Consider the following 21,718-nt stretch of genomic DNA (forward strand, 5'->3'; position numbering starts at 1 on the left):
CCAGGCTAGGCGTAAACCTTCTCCACGAACTCGGCGATCTGGGGTTCGCTGAGGTGGTGGGCCAGATCGGCCTCGCTGATGATGCCGACCAGCCGCTTGTCCTTGTCGATCACCGGCAGCCTGCGGATCTTGTGCTGCTCCATCTCCCGGAGCACATCGCTGACGTCCGCGTCGGCCGGGATCCAGCGCGGCGTGCCCTTCGCCAGGTCCCCCGCCGTCGCCTGGGACGGGGCCTTGCCCTCGGCGACACAGCCGACGACGATGTCGCGGTCGGTCAGGATGCCGCACAGCCGCTCGTTCTCGTCGGCGATCGGCAGCGCCCCGACGTTCAGGTCCCGCATCAGCTGAGCCGCGCGGTCCAGCGTCTGGGAGGCGGGGATCCACTGCGCGCCCGGGTGCATGATGTCTGCGGCCTTGGTCATGGTGTGTCCTCCTGACGGCCCACCGGCCGCGGAACCGACCCGCGGGCCCGATCCGGTGTCACCGCGGCCGACGCCACGGCGCCCCCCTTTCCATTCATTGTCACCACCACCCCGGACCCTCGCGACCGGCGCCGCCCGCGGCCCTCCCCAGCTGCCCTCCGGCCCGCTCCGGCCTCCCAGCGGCAGCCTCCGGTGCCCGGTGCCAGACTGAGAACTGCCGGGGCGGCCGCCGTCGCCCCCGAGGCGGCGCGGGATTCGGCCCCAGCGAACCCGGCTCATCAGCATCCGCCGAAGGAGCACGCATGCTCACCACCGACTACGTCCCCGGCGCGCCCAACTGGCTCGATCTCGGCACCCCCGACACCGACACGGCCACCGCCTTCTACACCGGCCTGTTCGGCTGGACTTCTGAGTCGGCCGGCCCCGAAGCGGGCGGCTACGGCTTCTTCAAGAAGGACCGGCGGACGGCCGCGGCCCTCGGCCCGCTCCACGAGGAGGGCGCCCGCCCCGCCTGGACGCCGTACTTCCACACCACCGACGCCACGGGCACCGCCGCGCTGGTCGCGGAGGCGGGCGGCACGGTGCGCGCCGAGCCGTTCGATGTCTTCGACGAGGGGCGGATGGCCCAGTTCACCGACCCCGGCGGCGCCCGGTTCGCCGTCTGGCAGCCCGGCAAGACCCAGGGGCTCGAGGCGGTCACCGAGGAGGGCACGTTGTGCTGGGTGGAGCTGCACACCCCCGATCCGGCGGCCAATCTCGCCTTCTACCACCGGGTCTTCGCCTGGACCGCGGAGGAGATGTCGTTCTCCGGCGGGAGCTACACCGTGCTCTCCACGGCCGGGCGCGGCCGTGAGGGCTCCTTCGGCGGCATGGCGCCGCTCCAGCAGGGAGACGATGTCGCGCAGTGGCTGCCGTACTTCGAGGTGGCGGACTGCGACCTGGTCGTCGACCGGGCCGAGAAGCTCGGCGCCTCGGTGCTGATGCCCGCCATGACGGCCGAGGACATCGGCCGTATGGCCTGGCTGGCCGACCCGTCCGGCGCGCACTTCGCCGTCATCACGAGCGCCAACCCGGCGACAGCCGGCTGAGCGGCCCGACGCAGCCCGGCCCGTCCCACCCGGCTAGGCCTTGGGGGCCACCTTCGCCAGGCCGTTGATGATGCGGTCCATGGCGTCGCCGCCCGTCGGATCGGTGAGGTTGGCCATCAGCTTCAGCGTGAAGCGCATCAGCATCGGGTGGGTCAGACCACGCTGGGCCGCCAGCTTCATGACCGTCGGATTGCTGATCAGCTTCACGAAGACCCGGCCCACCGAGTAGTAGCCGCCGTAGGTGTCCTTGAGGATCTTCGGGTAGCGCTGAAGGGCCAGTTCGCGGCGGGCGGCGGTGCCGCGGGCATGGGCCTGGACGATGACATCCGCCGCGATCCGGCCGGATTCCATCGCATAGGCGATGCCCTCGCCGTTGAACGGGTTGACCATGCCGCCCGCGTCACCGACCAGCAACAGCCCCCGGGTGTAGTGCGGCTGGCGGTTGAAGGCCATGGGGAGGGCGGCGCCGCGGATCGGGCCGGTCATGTTCTGAGGGGTGTAGCCCCAGTCCTCGGGCATCGAGGCGCACCACACCTTGAGCACCTCGCGCCAGTCCAGCTCCTTGAAGGAGCCGGACGTGTTGAGCACGCCGAGGCCGACGTTGCTGGTGCCGTCGCCCATGCCGAAGATCCAGCCATAGCCGGGCAGCAGCCGGTCCTGGGTGCCGCGGCGGTCCCACAGCTCCAGCCAGGACTCCAGGTAGTCGTCGTCGTGGCGGGGCGAGGTGAAGTACGTCCGCACCGCCACGCCCATCGGCCGGTCCTCGCGCCGGTGCAGCCCCATGGCCAGCGAGAGCCGGGTGGAGTTGCCGTCCGCGGCGACCACCAGCGGGGCGTGGAAGGTGACCGGAGTCTTCTCCAGGCCGAGCTTGGCCTCGACGCCGATGACCTTGCCCGTACGGTCGTCGATGACCGGGGCGCCCACATTGCAGCGCTCGTACAGCCGGGCGCCGGCCTTCTGGGCCTGCCGCGCCAGCTGCTCGTCGAAGTCGTCGCGCTTGCGGACCAGCCCGTAGTCCGGGTACGAGGCCAGCTCCGGCCAGTCGAGCTCCAGTCGCACCCCGCCGCCAATGATCCGCAGGCCCCGGTTGCGCAGCCAGCCCGCCTCCTCGGAGACGTCGATGCCCATGGCGACGAGCTCTTTGGTGGCGCGCGGGGTCAGGCCGTCGCCGCACACCTTCTCGCGCGGGAACGCCGTCTTCTCCAACAGCAGCACGTCCAGGCCCGCCTTGGCGAGGTAGTACGCCGTGGTGGAGCCGGCGGGCCCGGCGCCGACGACGATGACATCGGCGGTCCGCTCCATGGGTGCGGTCTCGCTCACGCGGGTCTCCCGAAGGCTCGGTAACGGCGTGCCGGTCGCGCCGGGCACTGGACGGATGAAGTCTATGGGGCGTGCTCCGGCGGATACGGAGGGCCACCCCCGGTCGTGCTCACCGCGCTCACGGCATGACGCCGCGGTGGCGTGACGCCCCGGCGACTACGGTTTGGCGCCCCGGCGGCTACGGCTTGACGCCCCGGTGGAGGGCGACGATCCCGCCCGTCAGATCGCGCCAGGCGACCTTCGCCCAGCCCGCCCGGCCCAGCCGCGCGGCCAGCCCGGCCTGGTCGGGCCAGGCCCGGATCGACTCGGCGAGGTAGACGTACGCGTCCGGGTTGCTGCTCACCGCGGTCGCGACCGGCGGCAGGGCGCGCATCAGGTATTCGGTGTAGACGGTGCGCAGCGGCCGCCAGGTGGGGTGGCTGAACTCGCAGATCACGATCCGGCCGCCGGGCCTGGTCACGCGCAGCAGCTCGCGCAGCGCGGTCTGAGTGTCCTGGACGTTGCGCAGCCCGAAGGAGATCGTGACGGCGTCGAAGACCCCGTCGGCGAAGGGCAGCCGGGTCGCGTCCCCCGCCGTGAGCGGCAGCCGCGGGTGGCGCCGCTTGCCCTCCTGGAGCATTCCGAGCGAGAAGTCGCAGGGGACGACGTACGCGCCGGCGGCGGCGAACGGCAGCGAGGAGGTGCCCGTACCGGCGGCGAGGTCGAGCACGCGCTCGCCGGGGCGCGCGGCGACGGCCCGCGCCACGGCCTTGCGCCACAGCCGGGCCTGCCCGAGTGAGAGCACGTCGTTGGTGAGGTCGTACTTGGCCGCCACGTCGTCGAACATCGCGGCGACTTCGTGCGGCTGCTTGTCCAGGGATGCTCGGGTCACGCCCCCATTGTTCACCCGCCCCGCCGCGCGCCACGCGGGACCCCGCCTGCGTCGCTCAGCGGCGGCGGTGCACCAGCCGCCCGGCGAGCACCGTGGCCACGCAGGCGCCGTCCGCGTCGAAGGCCGCGAGGTCCGCCCGGCCGGACTCGGCCAGCGCGGGTGGCCGCGGCCGGTCCAGGACGGCGACGCCGCCCCGCCGCGCGGCCGCCAGCAGCTCGGGGTCGGTGAGCCGCGCCGCGACGACGGCCGTCGCGCCCAGCCGCAGCAGCGCGTGGATCCGCTCGCGCGGGCTGGGCGCGTCCGGCACCGGCGCGTCGTGGACCAGGCCCGGCCCCAGCGTGCCGGGCCAGTGGCGCACACGGGCCTGCGGATACGCCCGGAGCAGCGCGTCCAGCGGCCCGACCGCCGCGATCCGGTCGCCGTCGACCGCGACGGCGGCGTCGCGCAGCGGCGTCGCGTCGTCGGGGGTGAGCCGGACGAGGGGCGCGGCGTGGAGGGTGAGCATCGGAATGGGTGTCAGGAGGGGTGTCAGGAGGCGTCGATCAGCTTCAGCTCCGGGTGGGCGGTGCCGCCCTCCAGCGCCGTCGACGACAGGTGGGAGACGACCTGGTCGTCGACCGGGTCGTTCGCCGGGTCGTCGTGCACGACCAGGTGCTCGTACGTGGTGGCGCGCTGCGCGGGCACCCGCCCCGCCGTGCGGATGAGGTGGAGCAGCTCCATCCGGTTGGACCGGTGCCGGGCGCCCGCCGAGGAGACCACGTTCTCCTCCAGCATCACCGAGCCGAGGTCGTCCGCGCCGTAGTGCAGCGACAGCTGACCGGCCTCCTTGCCGACGGTCAGCCAGGAACCCTGGATGTGGGCCACGTTGTCCAGGAACAGCCGGGCGATCGCGATCATCCGCAGGTACTCGAAGACGGTCGCCTGTGTCTGCCCCTTCAGGTGGTTGTTCTCGGGCTGGTAGGTGTACGGGATGAAGGCGCGGAAGCCGCCCGTACGGTCCTGCACATCGCGGATCATGCGGATGTGCTCGATCCGCTCGGCGTTCGTCTCGCCGGTGCCCATGAGCATCGTGGAGGTGGACTCGACCCCGAGGTTGTGCGCGGTCTCCATGATCTCCAGCCAGCGCTCGCCCGACTCCTTCAGCGGCGCGATGGCCTTGCGCGGCCGCTCGGGCAGCAGTTCGGCGCCCGCGCCCGCGAAGGAGTCCAGGCCCGCGTCGTGGATGCGGCGGATCGCCTCCTCGGCCGACACACCGGAGATCCGGGCCATGTGCTCGACCTCGGAGGCCCCCAGCGAGTGGATCACCAGCTGCGGGAACTCCTTCTTGATGGCCGAGAAGTGCTTCTCGTAGTACTCCACTCCGAAGTCCGGGTGGTGGCCGCCCTGGAACATGATCTGCGTGCCGCCGAGTTCGACGGTCTCGGCGCAGCGGCGCAGGATGTCGTCGAGGTCGCGGGTCCAGCCCTTCGCGGTGTCCTTGGGCGGGGCGTAGAAGGCGCAGAACTTGCAGGCCGTCACGCAGACGTTGGTGTAGTTGATGTTCCGCTCGATGATGTACGTCGCGATGTGCTCGACGCCCGCGTAGCGGCGGCGGCGGGCCGCGTCGGCGGCGGCGCCGAGCGCGTGCAGCGGGGCGGACCGGTACAGGTCGAGCGCCTCCTGCGGGGTGATACGGCCCCCGGCGGCGGCGCGGTCGAGGACGGCCTGAAGCGAAGCGTTCTCGGTCACCGGGGCGTCCCTTTCGGCGGGTTGCGGACGGACTGCCCCAGCGTACGCCAGCCCTCATGGCCCTCCGCCGAGGCCCCGCGGCCGACTCTGCCCCGGCCCCCGAACGACTCCGCGACGACGCACAGGCGACTGTGAGGCGGCTCCACGACAGCTCCACGACGGCCTTCGGCGGGCCCCCGGAACGAGCGGTCACTTCACCTTGCGCAGCGTGCCGCTCGGGTTGCCCCCCTCTTCGTCCCTCGTCTTGTAGTACAGCGAGCCGTCGGAGGCGAGCGTGAACCGCTCTTCGGCCGAGCCGGCGCTGCAGCCCGTCTGCCTCTCGCTCTCCTTCATCCGCGAGTCGAGGACCAGCGCGGTCGAGGTGGCCGAGACCAGCTTCCAGCTGCTGTCGCAGCGGAGTACCGACAGCTCGACCCGGCCGCTGCCGACCCTGTCCCCCGGCTTCCCCGCGCGGATGGTGATGGTCAGCTCGCCCCCGGGCAGGTTGGAGTCGGTGGTCAGGTCGCCTTTCCAGGTGCCGAGAAACGCCTTGGGCACGCCCTCGTTGGAACCGTCGCCACCGTGGTCCGGCGCGCCCGTGCTGGGGCTCTCGGCCGAGACGTCGCCCTTGTCGTCCGCGCCCCCGCCGGTCCCCGGCAGTACGTGGAACACGACGGCCGCCGTCGTGGCGGCGGCCAGCGCGCCCGCGACCGACAGCACCAGCGTGCAGCTGAGCGCCTTGGGCCGGTTCTTGCCCCCGATGGCGGCGGACACCGCGACCCTGCGTCCCTCGGACGGCTGTCCGTCGGACGGGGCGGGCGCGCCGGGAGCCCGGCCCTCCGGCGCGGCCGCCTGGGACGGGCGGCCGTACGACGGGTCCGGCGGGCCGAACGCCCCCAGGGGCATCGCGGGCGTGTCCGCCGACGGCGCCGGGGTCGCGGGAGCCGTGGGAATCACCGGAGCGGACGGGGTACCGGAGGCCGGCGGAGCCGCCGACGTGATCGCGGGGGCGGCGGGCGCCGACGCGTCCAGATCGAGGAGCTCCACCGCCTGCCGGCTCACCCGCTCGACCAGCGGCCCCGGCAGCCACCCCGACCGCACCAGGCCCGAGGCGCCCCCGTCCGGAGCGAGGCGGCTCACGATCCGCTCCGGGGCGGGCCGGGCGGACGGGTCCTTGGCCAGGCAGGCGGCGACCAGGTCCCGCAGCTCCCCGGTCAGGCCGTGGCCGAGCCGGGCCTCCTCGTGGACCACCTTGTAGAGCAGCGCGGCCGAGCTGTCGCCCGAGAAGGGCGGCTCGCCCGTCGCCGCGTACGCCAGCACGGCGCCCAGCGAGAAGACATCGGCCGCCCCGCCCACGCGCTTGCCCAGGATCTGCTCGGGCGCCATATAGCCGGGCGAGCCGATCGAGGCGCCGGTGGAGGTCAGGGTCACGGTGCCCTGCGTGGCCCGCGCTATGCCGAAGTCGATCAGGCGCGGGCCGTCCAGGGCGAGCAGCACGTTGGACGGCTTGACGTCGCGGTGGACCAGGCCCACCGCGTGCACGGCGACCAGCGCCTCCGCCAGCCCGGCGCCCAGGACCCGTACGGACGGCTCGGGCAGCGGCCCCTCGGCGGCGATGGCCTGACTCAGGGACGGGCCCGCGACATAGCCCGTGGCCACCCATGGGACGCGCGCGTCCGGGTCGGCGTCCAGGACCGGCGCGGTCCACTCCCCACCGACCCGCCGCGCGGCCTCCACCTCGCGCCGGAACCGGGCGCGGAACTCCGCGTCGAGCGAGAAGTGTGCGTGCACGACCTTCACCGCCACGGTCCGGCCGCCCGCGCTACGCCCCACGAAGACCCGGCCCATACCGCCCGAGCCGAGCCGCCCGAGCAGCCGGTAGGCGCCGATGACTTGCGGGTCCTCCGCTCCCAGCGGCTCCATCGCGTCGCTCCCCCCTCGCCCGCTCCGCTCCAGCTTAGGTCCTGCCCCCGACACACCGCCCGGGACGCAACCCGATGCGCGCCAAGCCGTAACACCACCGCCCGAGGCGGTCAGGCCACAGTGCCGCCCGGGCGGGAGCCCAGGCCCGCCGGGCGCACCCGCACGTCGGCGGGGTAGCCGGCCGCCGGGTCGCCGGTGCGGCGCGTGAATTCGGCGATGCCCTCCAACTGCCGTGCGCCCAGGCTGAAGTCGAGGGTCGTGAAGTAGCGCTCCAGGACCGGCGCCTCCAGCGCCTCCCAGCGCGCCGCCTGCTCGGCGACCTTGGTGACCTCCACCAGGGACAGGTCGCGGGAGTCGAGAAACGCCTCGTGCACCTTGTGGACGATCTCCGGCTCGCGCTCCATGTACTCACGGCGCGCCGCCCACACCGCGAAGACGAACGGGAGCCCGGTCCACTCCTTCCACATCTGCCCCAGGTCGTGGACCTGGAGGCCGAGCTTCGGCGCGTAGTGCAGATTGGCGCGCAGCGCCGCGTCGCCGATGAGCACCGCCGCCTCCGCCTCCTGCATCATCAGGCTGAGGTCGGGCGGGCATGTGTAGTAGTCGGGGGCGACCCCGTAGCGCTCGGCGAGCAGCAGCCGCGCCAGGCGTACGGAGGTGCGCGAGGCCGAGCCGAGGGCGACCCGGGCCCGGTCCAGTTGCTCGAGCGGCCGCTGCGAGACGATCACGCAGGACATGACGGGCCCGTCACAGCCGACCGCGATGTCGGGCAGCGCCACCAGGTCGTCGGCGTTGCGCAGGAACTCCACGAGGCTGATCGGGCCGATGTCGAGATCGCCGCGGACCAGCTTGTCGTTGAGCGCGTCCGGGGTGTCCTTGGTGAGCTCGACGTCCAGGAGGGCGCCACTGGTGGCCAGGCCCCAGTAGAGGGGCAGACAGTTGAGGTACTGGATGTGGCCGACCCTCGGCCGGGTCCGGCAGGTGGGGTGGGCACCGCCTTCGGCGGTTGTGGCGTCGTATGCACTCCGGGCAGAAGAACTCGGTGAAATGTCCACATACGGAGGCTAGCCTCGCCCCTCGTGGACGGCGGCGGCGGGGGCCGCCCGGGGCCGCCTCGGGGCCGGGGGCGAACTGCCCGACCTGCGGTTCTATCCAATCGGCCGGTCAGGGAAACCCCTCGTATTCGTGATCTTCGGCTCTTTCCCCGTGCACACGCAGCGTGCTAAGCTCACCGCAAGTTGCAGTTTGGTTTCCTTGCAGTACAAAGCCTGCGGAGCATGTAACCGCGGGCTTTTGTAGATTTTCAGACTTCTTGCAGGTTCTGGAGCAGGGCAACCCTTTGGCCCAAGGAGGGCTTATGGCTACCGGAACCGTCAAGTGGTTCAACGCCGAGAAGGGCTTCGGCTTCATCGCCCAGGACGGCGGCGGCCCCGATGTCTTCGTTCACTACTCCGCGATCAACGCGACTGGTTTCCGCTCTCTGGAGGAGAACCAGGCCGTTACCTTCGACGTCACCCAGGGCCCGAAGGGCCCGCAGGCGGAGAACGTCAGCGCGGCCTGAGTAAGCAGTACCCAAGGACCCGGCCTTCCCCGCTTCCGCGGGGGGCCGGGTCCTGCCTTCTTTTCGACCTCGAGCTCTTTCATAGTGACGTAATCGCCTATTCACTTCGGCTTTCGTCGTCGTTTTCCTCCGTGGACCCACCTTCCTCCGTGGACTCACCCCGGCGGAGCGCTACGCCGGTGCCCGCTCGCCGGGCGACCAGCGCTCGCCCCGCAGCAGGTTCCCAAGCCCCGCCCAGGCGAAGTTCATCAACGTGGCCGCCGCCTCCTCGGCCGAAGGCCCACCGCCCGTCCGGTCACCCGCCCACTCGGCCAGCGACTCCGCCGCGCCCACCAGCGCGTACGCGAGCCCGGACGCCTCGCCGCCGGTCATCCGGCCGGTCCGCGCCGCCCCGCACGCACTCTCCCGCACGGCCGCCCGGAGTACGCGGGTCACGAACTCGACGATCTCCGCCCGCATCGCGGCGGCCTCCCGCGCGAAGGGATCGCCGTGCGTACGGGCCTGGACGTGCAGCAGCGCCCATCCGTCCGGGTGCCTGGCGGTGTGCGTGAAGAAGCCGTGCAGCCCGCTCCACAGCCGGCGGTCGGCGGGCGCGTCATGCTCGACGGCGGCCCGTATCGCCGCCACCAGCGAGGCGGCCTCCCGCCGGATGCACGCCGCGAACAGCTCCTCCTTGGAGTTCAGATACAGGTAGACCAGCGGCTTGGAGACCCCCGCCTGCTCGGCGATGTCGTCCATCGAGGCGTTTCGGTAGCCGCGCCGCGCGAAGGTCCGTACGGCCGCGTCGAGCATCTGCTGCTCACGCACCGCCCTCGGCATCCGCCTGCTCTTCGTCGCCCCGCCCACGCCGGCCGCCCCCTTCGCCCGTGCCCGCCCGGCGGCCCTCGATCGCCGGGTCGCCTGGCCGCCGTCAAGCCTAAGGCTGCTGGAGACGCCTCACGTCAGTTCGGGAAGATCCGGATCAAGGGATCACACCCAGGGCCGCCCACAGCGCGACGGCGCCCACGACCGCCAGAGCCGTCACGGCCACCAGGATCCCCGCGATGCACCGGCACAGCAGACGCCGCCGCAGCTCGTCGTACCGCGCCGTGTACTCGGCGCGCAGCTCCTCGCAGCGGTCGACGATGCGGCGCAGCATGCGCCGGGAGAGCTCGACGCGCTCCTCGGCGTACAGGCGGACCACCTCCTCGCGCTGGGCGACGGTGAGCCAGACCAGCCGTTCGGCGAACGCCTCGGCCTCCGCCTGGGCGTCGCCGAGCTCGCTCTGGCACAGCAGATAGCCCTCCAGCCGGGCGATGCCCGACTCGATCTCATAGGGATCGGGCACGCGTGCCTACGCCCGCTCGCGGTGCACAGGCTCGGCGGCGACGTCGGGATGGTGCAGGTTGAAGGCGGGGGATTCGCTGCGGATCTTGGGGAGGGCGAGGAAGTTGTGCCGGGGCGGCGGACAGGAGGTCGCCCACTCCAGCGACCGGCCGTATCCCCAGGGGTCGTCCACGGTCACCTTTTCCCCGTACTTGGCGGTCTTCCACACGTTGTAGAGGAACGGGAAGGTGGACAGGCCGAGCAGGAACGCGCCGATGGTCGAGATGGTGTTCAGCGCGGTGAATCCGTCCGCGGCCAGATAGTCGGCATAGCGCCTCGGCATTCCCGTGACGCCGAGCCAGTGCTGGACGAGGAAGGTGGTGTGAAACCCAGTGAACAGCGTCCAGTAATGGAGTTTCCCGAGCCGTTCGTCAAGCATTCTTCCGGTGAACTTCGGCCACCAGAAGTAGAAGCCGCCGAACATCGCGAAAACCACGGTGCCGAAGACGACGTAGTGGAAGTGGGCGACCACGAAATAGCTGTCGCTGACGTGGAAGTCGAGGGGCGGCGAGGCCAGGAGCACCCCGGTGAGCCCGCCGAACAGGAAGGTGACAAGGAATCCGACGGCCCAGAGCATCGGTGTCTCAAACGACAGCGCCCCCTTCCACATGGTGCCGATCCAGTTGAAGAACTTCACCCCGGTGGGCACTGCAATGAGGAAGGACATGAAGGCGAAGAACGGCAGCAGCACCGCCCCGGTGACGAACATGTGGTGCGCCCACACCGTGGCCGACAGCCCGGTGATGGAGATGGTGGCCCCGATCAGACCCACGTATCCGAAGATCGGCTTGCGGCTGAACACCGGAATGATCTCGGTGATCACCCCGAAGAACGGCAGCGCGATGATGTAGACCTCGGGATGGCCGAAGAACCAGAACAGATGCTGCCACAGCAGCGGACCGCCGTTCGACGGGTCGTAGACCCGCGCGCCGAACTTGCGGTCCGCCTCCAGCGCGAAGAGGGTCGCGGCCAGCACCGGGAAAACCATGATCACCAGCACGCTGGTGAGCAGGACGTTCCAGGTGAAGATCGGCATCCGGAACATCGTCATGCCCGGGGCGCGCATGCAGACGATCGTGGTGATGAAGTTGACCGCGCCCAGGATCGTGCCGAATCCGGAAAAGGCGAGCCCCATGACCCACATATCGCCACCCAAGCTCGGCGAATGCGTCTTGTCCGACAGCGGCGTATAGGCGAACCAGCCGAAGTCGGCGGCCCCGTTCGGGGTGATGAATCCGGCCACCGCGATGAGCGAGCCGAAGAGATAGAGCCAGTAGGCGAACATGTTCAGCCGCGGGAACGCCACGTCCGGGGCGCCGATCTGGAGCGGCATGATCGCGTTGGTGAAACCGGCGAACAGCGGCGTCGCGAACATCAGCATCATGATGGTGCCGTGCATGGTGAACGACTGGTTGTACTGCTCATTGGAGATGAGCTGGGTCCCGGGCCGCGCCAGCTCCGCCCGCATCACCATCGCCAGCAAACCGGCGAAGAGGAAGAAGGCGAAGGACGTCACCATGTACAAGGTGCCGATCTTCTTGTGATCGGTCGTGGTCAGCCAATCGATGATGACTGTGCCCACTCTGTTCCGGCTTTCCCGGTCGGGCTCCCGCTGCTCCGCCCGCCTCGCCTCTACTGCCATCGCTCCTCCGCCCGCCGCCGTACGCGTCCGACGTTCATAACGCGGCTGGGACGGAAGGGGCTGCTATGACCCTTTGGTGGGCGTGTGACGCGAGTGGTCAGCAAAAGACCATGTGTGAACGGGATGGGCGGAACCCGGGAATCCGCACATGATGCGAGCATGACAGCACATCTGACGCGTCGTCACATTCTTGGTCTGGCCGCCCTGCGCGGCGCCGCGGCCCTCGGGCTCACCCGGATAGCCCTCTCCCCGGCGGCGGCCGCCGACCGCCCCGCCCCCACGGCGAGCGCCGAATACGCCCCGGCCGTCGTCGTCGGCTCCGGCTACGGCGCGGCGGTCGCCGCCCTGCGGCTCGGCGAGGCGGGCGTCCGGACCCTGGTCCTGGAGATGGGGCGGCTGTGGAACGCCCCGGCCGCCGACGGCAAGATCTACTGTTCGATGACCGCGCCCGACCGGCGCTCCATGTGGTTCCGCAGCAGAACCGAGGCGCCGCTGGCCACCTTCCTGTGGCTGGACGTCATCAACAAGGACATCACGCCCTACCCCGGCGTCCTGGACCGCGTCCGCTTCCCCAACATGTCCGTCTACGTCGGGCGCGGCGTCGGCGGCGGCTCGCTCGTCAACGGCGGCATCGCGGTCACCCCGTCCCGTCCGTACTTCCAGGAGGTCCTGCCCCAGGTCGACGCGGACGCGATGTACGCCACCTACTTCCCGCGCGCCAATCGCATGCTCGGCACGGCCACCGTCCCGTCCGCGTGGTTCGAGTCCACCGAGTGGTACAAGTACGCCCGCGTCGCCCGCGACCAGGCGAAGGCGGCGGGCCTGAAGGCCGTCTTCGTGCCCAATGTCTACGACTTCGACTACATGCGGCGCGAGGCCGACGGGACCGCGACCAAGTCCGCCCTCGCCCAAGAGGTCATCTACGGCAACAACTTCGGCAAGCGCAGCCTCGACAAGACCTACCTCGCGGCGGCCCTCGGCACGGGAAACGTCACCATCCGCACCCTCAGCCGCGCCCGCGCCATCCGCAGAGCCACCGACGGCACCTACATCGTGACCGTGGACCGCCTCGACGACACCGGCGCCGTCGTCGGCACCGACGAGGTCTCCTGCCGCTCGCTCTTCCTCGGCGCCGGCAGCCTCGGCACCACCGAGCTCCTGCTGCGCGCCCGCGAGACCGGCACCCTGCCCTCCCTGAGCCCACAGATCGGCCGCGGCTGGGGCGGCAACGGCAACGTCATGCTCGGCCGCGCCAACCACATATGGAACCCGACCGGCGCCAACCAGTCCACCATCCCGGTGATGGCCATCGACGACTGGGCCAACGCCGCCAACCCCGTCTTCGCCGAGATCGCCCCGCTCCCGGCCGGCCTCGAGACCTGGGCCAGCCTCTACCTGGCCATCACCAAGAACCCCGAACGCGGCACCTTCACCTACGACGCCGCCAAGGACACCGCCACCCTGAACTGGACCAGCGCCCAGAGCGCCCCCTCCATCACCGCCGCCAAGGCCCTCTTCGACCGCGTCAACTCGGCCAACGGCACCATCTACCGCTCCGACCTCTTCGGCGACACCCGCGCCTTCGCCGCCGACTTCTGCTACCACCCCCTGGGCGGCTGCGTCCTGGGCCGCGCCACGGACGCGTACGGCCGGGCCGTCGGCTACGACAGGCTGTACGTGACCGACGGCTCCCTCATCCCGGGCTCGATCGGCGTCAACCCGTTCGTGACCATCACGGCCCTGGCCGAGCGCACCATGGCCCGCGTCCTGGCCGAGGACGGCGTGGGCTGACCGTCACCGCTACTACGGCTGCCACTACGGCTGCGCGGGCCCTGCGGAGCGCAGCAGCGAGTCGAGACCGTGCCGGCGCTCACCCAGGCCCCGCGCACATGCCTCGGCCTCACCGGCCGGGCCGAACACGTCCCCGGGGACGCCTACGGAGACGGCCGCCCTGCGGCGGGCCACGGCAGCATACGTATCCGCTTCCACCAGGCCGCGTTGGTCGCCATCGCGGCCTGGACCCCGGCCGGCCACCTCCGGCTTGTGCCCGGACTCAACCTGGGTGAGCAGGGTGTACGAACAGGGAACTCTCTGAGCCAGCCCGCGCTGAGTCAGTCCGGCCCGTTTCCGGTGATGTGCGACGGTGAACGGCGATCCAGCCCCGATCGAGCAGGGATTGCGGGTGAGGGGTACGACGCGGTGAACTGCCGCCATGACGCCGCACGCTGGCTTGGTGATGATCTGCCAGCGCTGGAGGAGTTGACCGGGCACCCAGTGCGCAGCCAGTACAAGCTTCCCCGGGAGCCGGACGTCTGGCCCCCCGCAGATGTCGCCGTCGTGGCACCCGCCACCTTCAACACGATCAATCAATGGGCACTGGGGATCACCGACAAGTTCGTCGTCGGGTTCGTGGCCGAGGCCATCGGCAAGGGCATCCCCACCGTGACCATGCCATGCGTCAACGCCGCCTACGTGCAGCACACGCAGTTCGACACCAGCGTTGCCACGCTCCGCGCGATGGGCGTACGCGTGCTGTACGGCGAAGGTGGATTCGTCCCCAATGAGCCTGGCACGGGCCGACCTGAGCGGTACCCATGGCAATTGGCCCTGGACACGGCAGCGTCAGCACTGAGCGAGCGTGAGGCTGACCGACCATGAGCAGCCCCGGCTCTCGCCGAAGGGCAGCGCTTACCTGCTGTTCGAGCGGCGGCCGACTGGGCGGGCGGCCGAGTTGGCCGGGCCTGCCGATTCGCCCCCGCCTGATGCCCTACTCTCCGACAGCTCCGTCGATCGCTTCGCGCAGCAGGTCAGCATGGCCGTTGTGGCGCGCATACTCTTCGATCATGTGCGTAAGGACATAGCGCAGCGAGATGGTCTCGCCGCGGAACTCCACGGTGTCGTCGAGAGACGCGAAGCCGTCCGTAACCGTGCGGGATCCCTTGCACGCCTCCTGCCAGAGCGTGAACGCCTCGTCCACGTCGGCATCATCTACGAGGAATTCCCCGCAGAGGCCGTCGACGTCGGGCCACCGGGGCGTGACCTGTTCCCCGTTCAGCACCCTGCAGAACCAGATGGTCTCGACCACGGCCGCATGCCGGACCAGGCCGAGGAGGGTCAGGTCCGAGGTCGGAACCGCCCTCGCCTTCAGCTGTTCGCCGGACAGCCCCTGGCACTTCATGGCCAAGGTGGCGCGCTGATATTCGAGGAATGAGGCCAAAGACGTATGTTCGTCGGCCACCTTGCAAGGGAGTATGCGCAGTTCATCACTCACCGGACGATCATTACAAAGACCGGTCCAGTAGGACATCTCTGCCCAGAAAGTGGACGCCAGCCCTCCAATGCCTGGGCGCCCCGGTACCGACGCGGTAGGCGCACTGCGGGACAGCTCTGAGCGAGGACGCATCCGAACAGCACGTCGCCCCACCCTCAGCGGAGAGTGGGGCGACGTTGCAGTTGGCTCTAGGCGACGCGTTCGCTACGCGGCGGCCGGGACCACCCGGCGGTCGTCGGCCGCGTCCGCGTCGTCCAGGGGCGAGGCGGAGGCGTGTTCGTAGGCGTGGCGGTCGAGGATCTTCTCGCGGGCCGAGACGAGGACCGGAATCAGGGCTTGACCTGCGACGTTCGTCGCGGTGCGCATCATGTCCAGGACCGGGTCGATGGCCATGAGGAGGCCGACACCCTCCAGCGGGAGGCCGAGGGTGGACAGGGTCAGGGTCAGCATGACGGTGGCGCCGGTGAGGCCGGCCGTGGCGGCCGAGCCGATGACCGAGACAAAGGCGATCAGCAGGTAGTCGCCGACGCCGAGGTGCACGTCGAAGATCTGCGCGATGAAGATCGCGGCGATGGACGGGTAGATCGAGGCGCAGCCGTCCATCTTCGTCGTCGCCCCGAAGGGCACCGCGAAGGAGGTGTACTCCTTGGGGACGCCGAGGCGCTCGGTGACCTTCTGGGTGACCGGCATGGTGCCGACCGAGGAGCGGGAGACGAAGGCGAGCTGGATCGCGGGCCAGGCGCCCTTGAAGAAGTGCAGCGGGTTGACCTTGGCGACGGTGGCCAGCAGCGTCGGGTAGACGCCGAACATCACCAGGGCGCAGCCGACGTAGATGTCGGCGGTGAAGGTGGCGTACTTGCCGATGAGGTCCCAGCCGTACTCGGCGATGGCGTAGCCGATGAGGCCGAGGGTGCCCAGCGGGGCGAGGCGGATGACCCACCACAGGGCCTTCTGCAGCAGCTCCAGGATGGCCTGGCTGAGGGTGAGGATCGGCTGCGCCTTCTCGCCGAGCTGGAGGGCGGCGACGCCCGCGACGGCGGCCATGAAGACGATCTGCAGGACGTTCAGCTCGGTGAACGGCGTGATGACGTCGGTCGGCACGATGCCGGTGAGGAAGTCCAGCCAGGAGCCCGCGTGGTCGGGCTTGGAGCCGTCCTGCGGGGTCAGGCCGGTGCCCGAGCCGGGGTTGGTGAGCAGGCCGATCGTCAGGCCGATGGCGACCGCGATCAGCGAGGTCGCCATGAACCACAGGAGGGTGCGGGTCGCGAGGCGCGCGGCGTTGTTGACGTTCCGCAGGTTGGTGATCGAGATCAGGATCGCGAAGAAGACCAGCGGGGCGACGGCGAGCTTCAGCAGCTGGACGAAGATCGAACCGATCTTGTCCAGGGTGGTGACCAGCCAGCTGACGTCACCGCTGCGGGCGATCCAGCCGAGCAGTACGCCGAGCACGAGGCCCAGCAGGATCTGCGCCCAGAACGGCACCTTGGGCAGGCGTATGGACGTCTTGGACGACGTCTCGGGGACGGATGACAACGGACACACTCCGAAGGCAGGGAAAGTCGGGGAAAGTCAGAGGAAGTGACGGAGGGCAGAGAGAAGCCAGGAGTCCGTACGGGACCTCCGGCCGCTGGAACGGGGAGGTCAGCGGCGGCGACAGGCCGCTGAGCGGCAGCGGCAGAGATCGATGTGCAGGCGCGCCACGAGCGGAACGCTCATGGTCAAGCGGGGCGCGGCTGCTGTCGTCATGACAAAAACATTAACACCCTGGCTTTGAGTTCCCCATAGCCAGGCTTTTACACATGGGCGGCGAGAACGAGCAACGCCCCGTCGACCAGCGGAAGCTGGCCGACGGGGCGTCGGAGGCGTGTGAGGAGTCTTACAGGACGATTGTCGGCGACAGAGCGGGGCAGGGCGGGGCTCAGACGCCGTCTTCCTGGCCCTGGTTCGCCGCGAGCCGCGCCTTGGCGCGATCCACCCGCTCCGCGACCTGTGCGGCCATCTCGTCGCGCTGCTTGCGCAGCAGGACGAAGCTCAGCGGCGCCGAGACGATCAGGGCCAGCAGCGCGACCCAGAAGAGGTTGGAGCCGCCGAGCCCGGAGGGCAGCACCCGGAAGTACACCAGGCCCCACATCACCAGGAAGGAGCCCACGAAGATTCCCACGCGCAGGGCGGTGTAGCGGAACGTCGCGCTCGGCTTGAAAGACACGGCCGTCTTCTTTCTGCTGGGGAGTCCTGCCCATCCAGTGAATCACGGACGTCCCAGGGCCTCCGCGACGACCCTGAGATCCGAGACCAGGCCCTGGTAGGCCGCCTCCCGGTCATCGGCGCGCAGCACGGCGGAGGGATGGATGGTGGCGACCACGCACTCGCGCGCCCCCTCCTCGGGGACGGGCAGCAGCATCCCGCGCTGCTTGGTGACCCGGAAGGAGGGGCCGAGCAGCGCCTTCCCGGCCGTCGCGCCCAGCGCCACGATCACCTCGGGGTCGATCAGGTGCATCTCCTCGGCCAGCCACGGCCGGCAGGCGGTCATCTCGCGCAGGCTCGGCGGCTTGTGGATGCGCCGCTTGCCGCGCCCGGGGAGGTGGCCGAACTTGAAGTGCTTGACGGCGTTGGTGATGTAGGTCTCGGTCGGGTCGATGCCCGCCTCGTCCAGCGCCCGCATCAACACCTTGCCCGCGGGCCCGACGAACGGGCGCCCCTGCCGGTCCTCCTGGTCTCCGGGCTGCTCCCCGACCAGCATGACGCGGGCGTCCTCGGCGCCCGAGCCGAAGACGGTCTGCGTCGCCTCGCGGTGCAGTGGGCAGCCGCGGCACCCGGCGGCCGCCTCGCGCAGCGCGGCCAGATCGGCGCCGCGCGGCACGAAGGGTTCGGCGGTGTACGCGTCCTCGGCGGCGTCCTTCCCCGCGGACCCTCGGGCGGCGGCCATAGGGCCACGGGTACCCGCCGCGGCGGCCCTCAGACAGCCTCTGACACCGGCCGACCGGTGTCAGACGCGCATCGGCTGCGGCGCCTCGCGCCGGGCCGGGTCCGGACCCTCGTACTCGCGGATGATCTCGTAGCGGGTGTTCCGCTCCACCGGCCGGAATCCCGCGTCCCGGATCAGCTCCAGCAGATCGTCCCGGGTCAGCTTGTTCGGCGTGCCGTAGTTGTCGGCGTCATGGGTGATCTTGTACTCGACGACGGAGCCGTCCATGTCGTCCGCGCCATGGGTGAGCGCGAGCTGCGCGGTCCGCACGCCGTGCATCACCCAGAAGACCTTCACATGGGGGATGTTGTCGAACAGCAGGCGGGAGACCGCGAAGGTCTTCAGCGCCTCCGCGCCGGTGGCCATGGAGGTCCTGGCCTGCAGCCGGTTGCGGATCTTGCCGTCCTTCATGTCCACGAAGTCGTGCTGGTAGCGCAGCGGGATGAAGACCTGGAACCCGCCGGTCTCGTCCTGCAGCTCGCGCAGCCGCAGCACGTGGTCCACCCGGTGCCGGGGCTCCTCGATATGCCCGTACAGCATGGTGCACGGGGTCTTGAGGCCCTTCTCGTGCGCCAGCCGGTGGATGCGCGACCAGTCCTCCCAGTGGGTCTCGTGGTCGACGATGTGCTGCCGGACCTCCCAGTCGAAGATCTCCGCGCCACCGCCGGTGAGCGACTCCAGGCCGGCGTCGATCAGCTCGTCGAGGATCTCCGAGGCCGGCAGCCCGGAGATCTTCTCGAAGTGGTGGATCTCGGTGGCGGTGAAGGCCTTCAGGGACACCTGCGGAAGGGCTTCCTTCAGCGCCTTCAGCGACCGCGGGTAGTAGCGCCAGGGGAGGGTGGGGTGCAGGCCGTTGACGATGTGCAGCTCGGTGAGGTTCTCGTTCTCCATCGCCTTGGCGAGGCGGACGGCCTCCTCGATGCGCATGGTGTACGCGTCCTTCTCGCCGGGCTTGCGCTGGAAGGAGCAGTACGCGCACGAGGCGGTGCACACATTGGTCATGTTGAGGTGGCGGTTGACGTTGAAGTGGACCACGTCACCGTTTTTGCGGGTGCGCACCTCATGGGCCAGCCCGCCGAGCCAGGCCAGATCGTCGCATGCGTACAGCGCGATGCCGTCCTCGCGCGACAGCCGCTCTCCGGCGCGGACCTTCTCTTCCAGTTCGCGCTTGAGACCCGCATCTTCGATAGACGCAGTCATGCGGCCGCCTCCCATACGTCTGCCATACGTCTGCTTATGTAGGCCTTTGCTTAAGTGGCCTTCCTGAGACTACGCCTTGACGTCGTCGGGCAATTCGCCGACCCGGTTCTCCCACTTCGTGGACAGCACGATCGTGGTACGCGTACGGGCGACGCCCTTGGTGCCGGACAGCCGGCGAATGGTCCGCTCCAGCCCGTCCACATCCGAGGCGCGCACCTTGAGCATGTACGAGTCGTCGCCCGCGATGAACCAACAGTCCTCGATCTCGGCCAGCTCGCGCATCCGCCCCGCCACGTCCTCATGATCGGCGGCGTCGGAGAGCTGGATGCCGATGAGGGCGGTGACCCCGAGACCGAGGGACGCGGCGTCGACGGTCGCGCGGTAGCCGGTGATCACTCCGGCTGCCTCCAGGCGGTTGATCCGGTCCGTGACGCTGGGTCCGGACAGGCCGACGAGGCGGCCGAGCTCCGCGTACGAGGCCCTCCCGTTCTCCCGCAGGGCCTGGATGAGCTGCCTATCCACCGCGTCCATATGCCGGCGCCTTCCATTATTCAGAGATACAGCAAGTTTACACGTAGAATCTAAGGCATAGGAGCATCTCGCCCTCTAAAACCTGCCGACCTTGCGGCCTGTGCGGGCGAGCCCCGTATCGGGCCACGTATCAAGGCGAAGTGGCGGTACGGCCCGCTACGCGTCCGCGGTACCACCCCGGAGTTCCCCCTCCCACCGGCGGTACAGCTTGTGCGGCACCCCCGCCGCGTCCAGCACCCGACCCGCCACGAAGTCCACCAGGTCCTGGATGTGGGTCGCCCCCGCGTAGAACGCGGGTGAGGCGGGAACCACGACCGCGCCCGCCTCGTCCAGCGCGACCAGGTGTCTGAGCGTCTGGCCGCTCAGCGGCGCCTCCCGCACCGCGACCACGAGCGGGCGCCGCTCCTTGAGCGTGACGCTCGCCGACCGCTGCAGCAGATCCTTCGACAGGCCGAGCGCCACCCCCGCCACACACGCGGTGCTCGCCGGGACGATCAGCATCCCCTTGACGTCATAGCTGCCTGAGGACGGGCCCGCGGCCAGGTCCCCGGCCGCCCAGTGGCGTACGTCCGCCACGTCCACCCGCGCCTCGAAGGCGTCGGGCGTGCCGTCCGCACCGCGCGCCAGCCAGCGGCCGAGGTCCTGGCGCCAGTGCGCGTCCCGGAAGGAGATCCCCGTCTCGTCCAGCAGCGTCAGCCGTGAGGCCCGGCTGATCACGAGGTCGACGGCCTCCCCCGCGGACAGCAGCGCGCGCAGTACGGAGGCCGCGTACGGCGTCCCGGACGCGCCCGAGACACCGACCACCCAGGGCCGGCGCCGGCTCACTTCTTCGTGCGGCCTGTACGGCTGGCTGTGCGGCCCGTACGGCTCGTGCGGCGGCTCCACACGACGAGCCTAACCGGCGGGTCTCACAGGCTCAGTCCCCGCACCAGCAGGTCGAGCAGCGCGCAGCAGAACAGCGCGATGCCGACGAAGCCGTTGACCGTGAAGAAGGCGCGGTTCAGCCGGGACAGATCGCCGGGCCGCACGACCGAGTGCTCGTACCAGAACGCCGCCGCCACGACCACCAGACCCAGCCAGAAGAAGAACCCGGCGTCGGTGGCCAGCGCGTACCAGCCCAGCAGCAGCGTGGTGACGACATGACAGACGCGCGCCCCGTACAGCGCCCCAGCGATACCGAAGCGGGCCGGCACCGACTTCACCCCGTGGGCCCGGTCGGCGGCCACGTCCTGGCAGGCGTAGATCAGGTCGAAGCCGCCGATCCAGATACCGACCGCGAGCCCGAGGATCACCGCGTCCCAGGACCACTCGCCCGTGACCCCGATCCAGGCCCCGACCGGGCCCATCGCCTGGGCGAGGCCGAGGATGGCGTGGGGGAAGTTCGTGAAGCGCTTCCCGTACGGATAGACCACCATCGGGACGACCGCGACCGGCGCCAGGGCCAGGCACAGCGGGTTCAGCAGCGCGGCCGCGCCGAGGAAGACGGCGAGCGCGACCAGCGCGCCGATCCAGGCGGAGCGCACGGGCACGGCGCCGATGACCAACTCGCGCCCCGCGGTGCGCGGATTGCGGGCGTCGATCTCCCGGTCGATGATCCGGTTGCAGGCCATGGCGAAGGTGCGTAGCCCCACCATCGCGACCGTCACCAGCAGCAGCCGCAGCCAGTGGACCGTGCCGTCCCACAGCTGCATCGCGGTCAGCGAGGCGATATAGGCGAAGGGCAGCGCGAAGACCGAGTGCTCGATCATCACCAGCCGCAGAAAGGCGCGGACGCGGCCGGGCGGCGCGGACTCTGGGCCGAGGACGCCCGGGGTCGCGGAATCGGCGCTCATCGGGCCACCCCGGCGGGGGG

General features: G+C 70.3%; 21 protein-coding genes and 1 pseudogene. 4 read left to right on the forward strand and 18 right to left on the reverse strand.

The features are described from left to right. Positions 1-5: 5 nt before the first annotated feature. A complete protein-coding gene (locus PV419_RS12990; protein ID WP_319688105.1) occupies positions 6-422 on the reverse strand; it encodes a CBS domain-containing protein in 417 nt (138 codons plus the stop codon). Between the two features lie 302 nt (positions 423-724). Here PV419_RS12990 and PV419_RS12995 point away from each other — a divergent pair, with 302 nt between their 5' ends. Next, positions 725-1,510, forward strand: coding sequence for a VOC family protein (locus PV419_RS12995; protein WP_319688106.1), 786 nt, complete (start codon positions 725-727; stop codon positions 1,508-1,510). Between the two features lie 33 nt (positions 1,511-1,543). Here PV419_RS12995 and PV419_RS13000 read toward each other — a convergent pair. The 6 genes and pseudogenes from PV419_RS13000 to PV419_RS13025 all read right to left on the reverse strand — a co-directional run. Beyond that, a pseudogene (locus PV419_RS13000) lies at positions 1,544-2,899 on the reverse strand (geranylgeranyl reductase family protein); the annotation flags it as partial. A gap of 109 nt (positions 2,900-3,008) precedes the next feature. Next, positions 3,009-3,701: a demethylmenaquinone methyltransferase gene (locus tag PV419_RS13005; protein ID WP_319688107.1), complete on the reverse strand. Its 693-nt coding sequence runs from the start codon at positions 3,699-3,701 to the stop codon at positions 3,009-3,011. Between the two features lie 55 nt (positions 3,702-3,756). Beyond that, positions 3,757-4,206, reverse strand: a complete 450-nt coding sequence (locus tag PV419_RS13010) for an imidazolonepropionase-like domain-containing protein (protein WP_319688108.1) — start codon at positions 4,204-4,206, stop codon at positions 3,757-3,759. Positions 4,207-4,229: 23 nt separating this feature from the next. Continuing rightward, the gene (gene mqnC / locus PV419_RS13015) at positions 4,230-5,429 is read right to left on the reverse strand and encodes a cyclic dehypoxanthinyl futalosine synthase (RefSeq protein WP_319688109.1); all 1,200 of its coding nucleotides are present in this window, start codon (positions 5,427-5,429) and stop codon (positions 4,230-4,232) included. 189 nt (positions 5,430-5,618) lie between these two features. After that, a complete protein-coding gene (locus PV419_RS13020) occupies positions 5,619-7,331 on the reverse strand; it encodes a serine/threonine-protein kinase (RefSeq protein ID WP_319688110.1) in 1,713 nt (570 codons plus the stop codon). A gap of 110 nt (positions 7,332-7,441) precedes the next feature. After that, positions 7,442-8,284: a menaquinone biosynthesis protein gene (locus tag PV419_RS13025; protein ID WP_319688189.1), complete on the reverse strand. Its 843-nt coding sequence runs from the start codon at positions 8,282-8,284 to the stop codon at positions 7,442-7,444. A 404-nt stretch (positions 8,285-8,688) separates the two neighbouring features. Between PV419_RS13025 and PV419_RS13030 the strand changes: the two genes are divergently transcribed. Further along, positions 8,689-8,892 carry a cold-shock protein gene (locus PV419_RS13030; protein WP_319688111.1) on the forward strand — a complete coding sequence of 68 codons (204 nt, stop codon included), beginning with the start codon at positions 8,689-8,691 and terminating at the stop codon, positions 8,890-8,892. Positions 8,893-9,063: 171 nt separating this feature from the next. Here PV419_RS13030 and PV419_RS13035 read toward each other — a convergent pair whose 3' ends face one another. The 3 genes from PV419_RS13035 to ctaD all read right to left on the reverse strand — a co-directional run bounded on the left by PV419_RS13035 (position 9,064) and on the right by ctaD (position 11,899). Further along, entirely contained in the window at positions 9,064-9,711 is a 648-nt protein-coding gene (locus PV419_RS13035; protein ID WP_319688190.1) for a TetR/AcrR family transcriptional regulator, read from the reverse strand. A 142-nt stretch (positions 9,712-9,853) separates the two neighbouring features. Further along, positions 9,854-10,219, reverse strand: a complete 366-nt coding sequence (locus tag PV419_RS13040) for a hypothetical protein (RefSeq protein ID WP_319688112.1) — start codon at positions 10,217-10,219, stop codon at positions 9,854-9,856. Positions 10,220-10,225: 6 nt separating this feature from the next. Next, entirely contained in the window at positions 10,226-11,899 is a 1,674-nt protein-coding gene (gene ctaD, locus PV419_RS13045) for a cytochrome c oxidase subunit I (RefSeq protein WP_319688113.1), read from the reverse strand. Positions 11,900-12,058: 159 nt separating this feature from the next. Here ctaD and PV419_RS13050 point away from each other — a divergent pair, with 159 nt between their 5' ends. Further along, complete coding sequence (locus PV419_RS13050; protein ID WP_319688114.1) at positions 12,059-13,690, forward strand: GMC oxidoreductase; 1,632 nt, start codon at positions 12,059-12,061, stop codon at positions 13,688-13,690. Positions 13,691-14,032: 342 nt separating this feature from the next. Further along, entirely contained in the window at positions 14,033-14,557 is a 525-nt protein-coding gene (locus PV419_RS13060; RefSeq protein ID WP_415925296.1) for a flavoprotein, read from the forward strand. A gap of 109 nt (positions 14,558-14,666) precedes the next feature. Here PV419_RS13060 and PV419_RS13065 read toward each other — a convergent pair whose 3' ends face one another. The 8 genes from PV419_RS13065 to mqnP all read right to left on the reverse strand — a co-directional run bounded on the left by PV419_RS13065 (position 14,667) and on the right by mqnP (position 21,698). Continuing rightward, positions 14,667-15,170, reverse strand: coding sequence for a DinB family protein (locus tag PV419_RS13065; protein WP_319688116.1), 504 nt, complete (start codon positions 15,168-15,170; stop codon positions 14,667-14,669). 204 nt (positions 15,171-15,374) lie between these two features. Further along, positions 15,375-16,703, reverse strand: a complete 1,329-nt coding sequence (locus PV419_RS13070) for a dicarboxylate/amino acid:cation symporter (RefSeq protein ID WP_319688117.1) — start codon at positions 16,701-16,703, stop codon at positions 15,375-15,377. A gap of 385 nt (positions 16,704-17,088) precedes the next feature. After that, a complete protein-coding gene (locus PV419_RS13075) occupies positions 17,089-17,376 on the reverse strand; it encodes a DUF4229 domain-containing protein (RefSeq protein ID WP_319688118.1) in 288 nt (95 codons plus the stop codon). Positions 17,377-17,418: 42 nt separating this feature from the next. Then, the gene (locus PV419_RS13080) at positions 17,419-18,096 is read right to left on the reverse strand and encodes a UdgX family uracil-DNA binding protein (protein WP_319688119.1); all 678 of its coding nucleotides are present in this window, start codon (positions 18,094-18,096) and stop codon (positions 17,419-17,421) included. 60 nt (positions 18,097-18,156) lie between these two features. Beyond that, the gene (gene mqnE / locus PV419_RS13085; RefSeq protein ID WP_319688120.1) at positions 18,157-19,335 is read right to left on the reverse strand and encodes an aminofutalosine synthase MqnE; all 1,179 of its coding nucleotides are present in this window, start codon (positions 19,333-19,335) and stop codon (positions 18,157-18,159) included. Between the two features lie 69 nt (positions 19,336-19,404). Continuing rightward, on the reverse strand, positions 19,405-19,866 hold the full coding sequence (locus PV419_RS13090; protein WP_319688121.1) for an Lrp/AsnC family transcriptional regulator: 462 nt from the start codon (positions 19,864-19,866) through the stop codon (positions 19,405-19,407). A 156-nt stretch (positions 19,867-20,022) separates the two neighbouring features. Beyond that, positions 20,023-20,751: a UbiX family flavin prenyltransferase gene (locus PV419_RS13095; RefSeq protein ID WP_415925292.1), complete on the reverse strand. Its 729-nt coding sequence runs from the start codon at positions 20,749-20,751 to the stop codon at positions 20,023-20,025. A 23-nt stretch (positions 20,752-20,774) separates the two neighbouring features. Further along, a complete protein-coding gene (mqnP, locus tag PV419_RS13100) occupies positions 20,775-21,698 on the reverse strand; it encodes a menaquinone biosynthesis prenyltransferase MqnP (RefSeq protein ID WP_319688122.1) in 924 nt (307 codons plus the stop codon). Positions 21,699-21,718: the final 20 nt, after the last annotated feature.

Source organism: Streptomyces sp. ME19-01-6 (assembly GCF_033793745.1).
Classification (GTDB): Bacteria; Actinomycetota; Actinomycetes; order Streptomycetales; family Streptomycetaceae; genus Streptomyces.

What these genes read in the sequence shown, in the direction of transcription:
- mqnP (WP_319688122.1), bottom strand. Translation starts at nt 21,698, where the DNA reads ATGAGCGCCGATTCCGCGACCCCGGGCGTCCTCGGCCCAGAGTCCGCG.
- PV419_RS13010 (WP_319688108.1), bottom strand. Translation starts at nt 4,206, where the DNA reads ATGCTCACCCTCCACGCCGCGCCCCTCGTCCGGCTCACCCCCGACGAC.
- mqnE (WP_319688120.1), bottom strand. Translation starts at nt 19,335, where the DNA reads ATGACTGCGTCTATCGAAGATGCGGGTCTCAAGCGCGAACTGGAAGAG.
- ctaD (WP_319688113.1), bottom strand. Translation starts at nt 11,899, where the DNA reads ATGGCAGTAGAGGCGAGGCGGGCGGAGCAGCGGGAGCCCGACCGGGAA.
- PV419_RS13090 (WP_319688121.1), bottom strand. Translation starts at nt 19,866, where the DNA reads ATGGACGCGGTGGATAGGCAGCTCATCCAGGCCCTGCGGGAGAACGGG.
- PV419_RS13035 (WP_319688190.1), bottom strand. Translation starts at nt 9,711, where the DNA reads ATGCCGAGGGCGGTGCGTGAGCAGCAGATGCTCGACGCGGCCGTACGG.
- PV419_RS12990 (WP_319688105.1), bottom strand. Translation starts at nt 422, where the DNA reads ATGACCAAGGCCGCAGACATCATGCACCCGGGCGCGCAGTGGATCCCC.
- PV419_RS13050 (WP_319688114.1), top strand. Translation starts at nt 12,059, where the DNA reads ATGACAGCACATCTGACGCGTCGTCACATTCTTGGTCTGGCCGCCCTG.
- PV419_RS13060 (WP_415925296.1), top strand. Translation starts at nt 14,033, where the DNA reads ATGTGCGACGGTGAACGGCGATCCAGCCCCGATCGAGCAGGGATTGCG.
- PV419_RS12995 (WP_319688106.1), top strand. Translation starts at nt 725, where the DNA reads ATGCTCACCACCGACTACGTCCCCGGCGCGCCCAACTGGCTCGATCTC.
- PV419_RS13020 (WP_319688110.1), bottom strand. Translation starts at nt 7,331, where the DNA reads ATGGAGCCGCTGGGAGCGGAGGACCCGCAAGTCATCGGCGCCTACCGG.
- PV419_RS13080 (WP_319688119.1), bottom strand. Translation starts at nt 18,096, where the DNA reads ATGGCCGCCGCCCGAGGGTCCGCGGGGAAGGACGCCGCCGAGGACGCG.
- PV419_RS13030 (WP_319688111.1), top strand. Translation starts at nt 8,689, where the DNA reads ATGGCTACCGGAACCGTCAAGTGGTTCAACGCCGAGAAGGGCTTCGGC.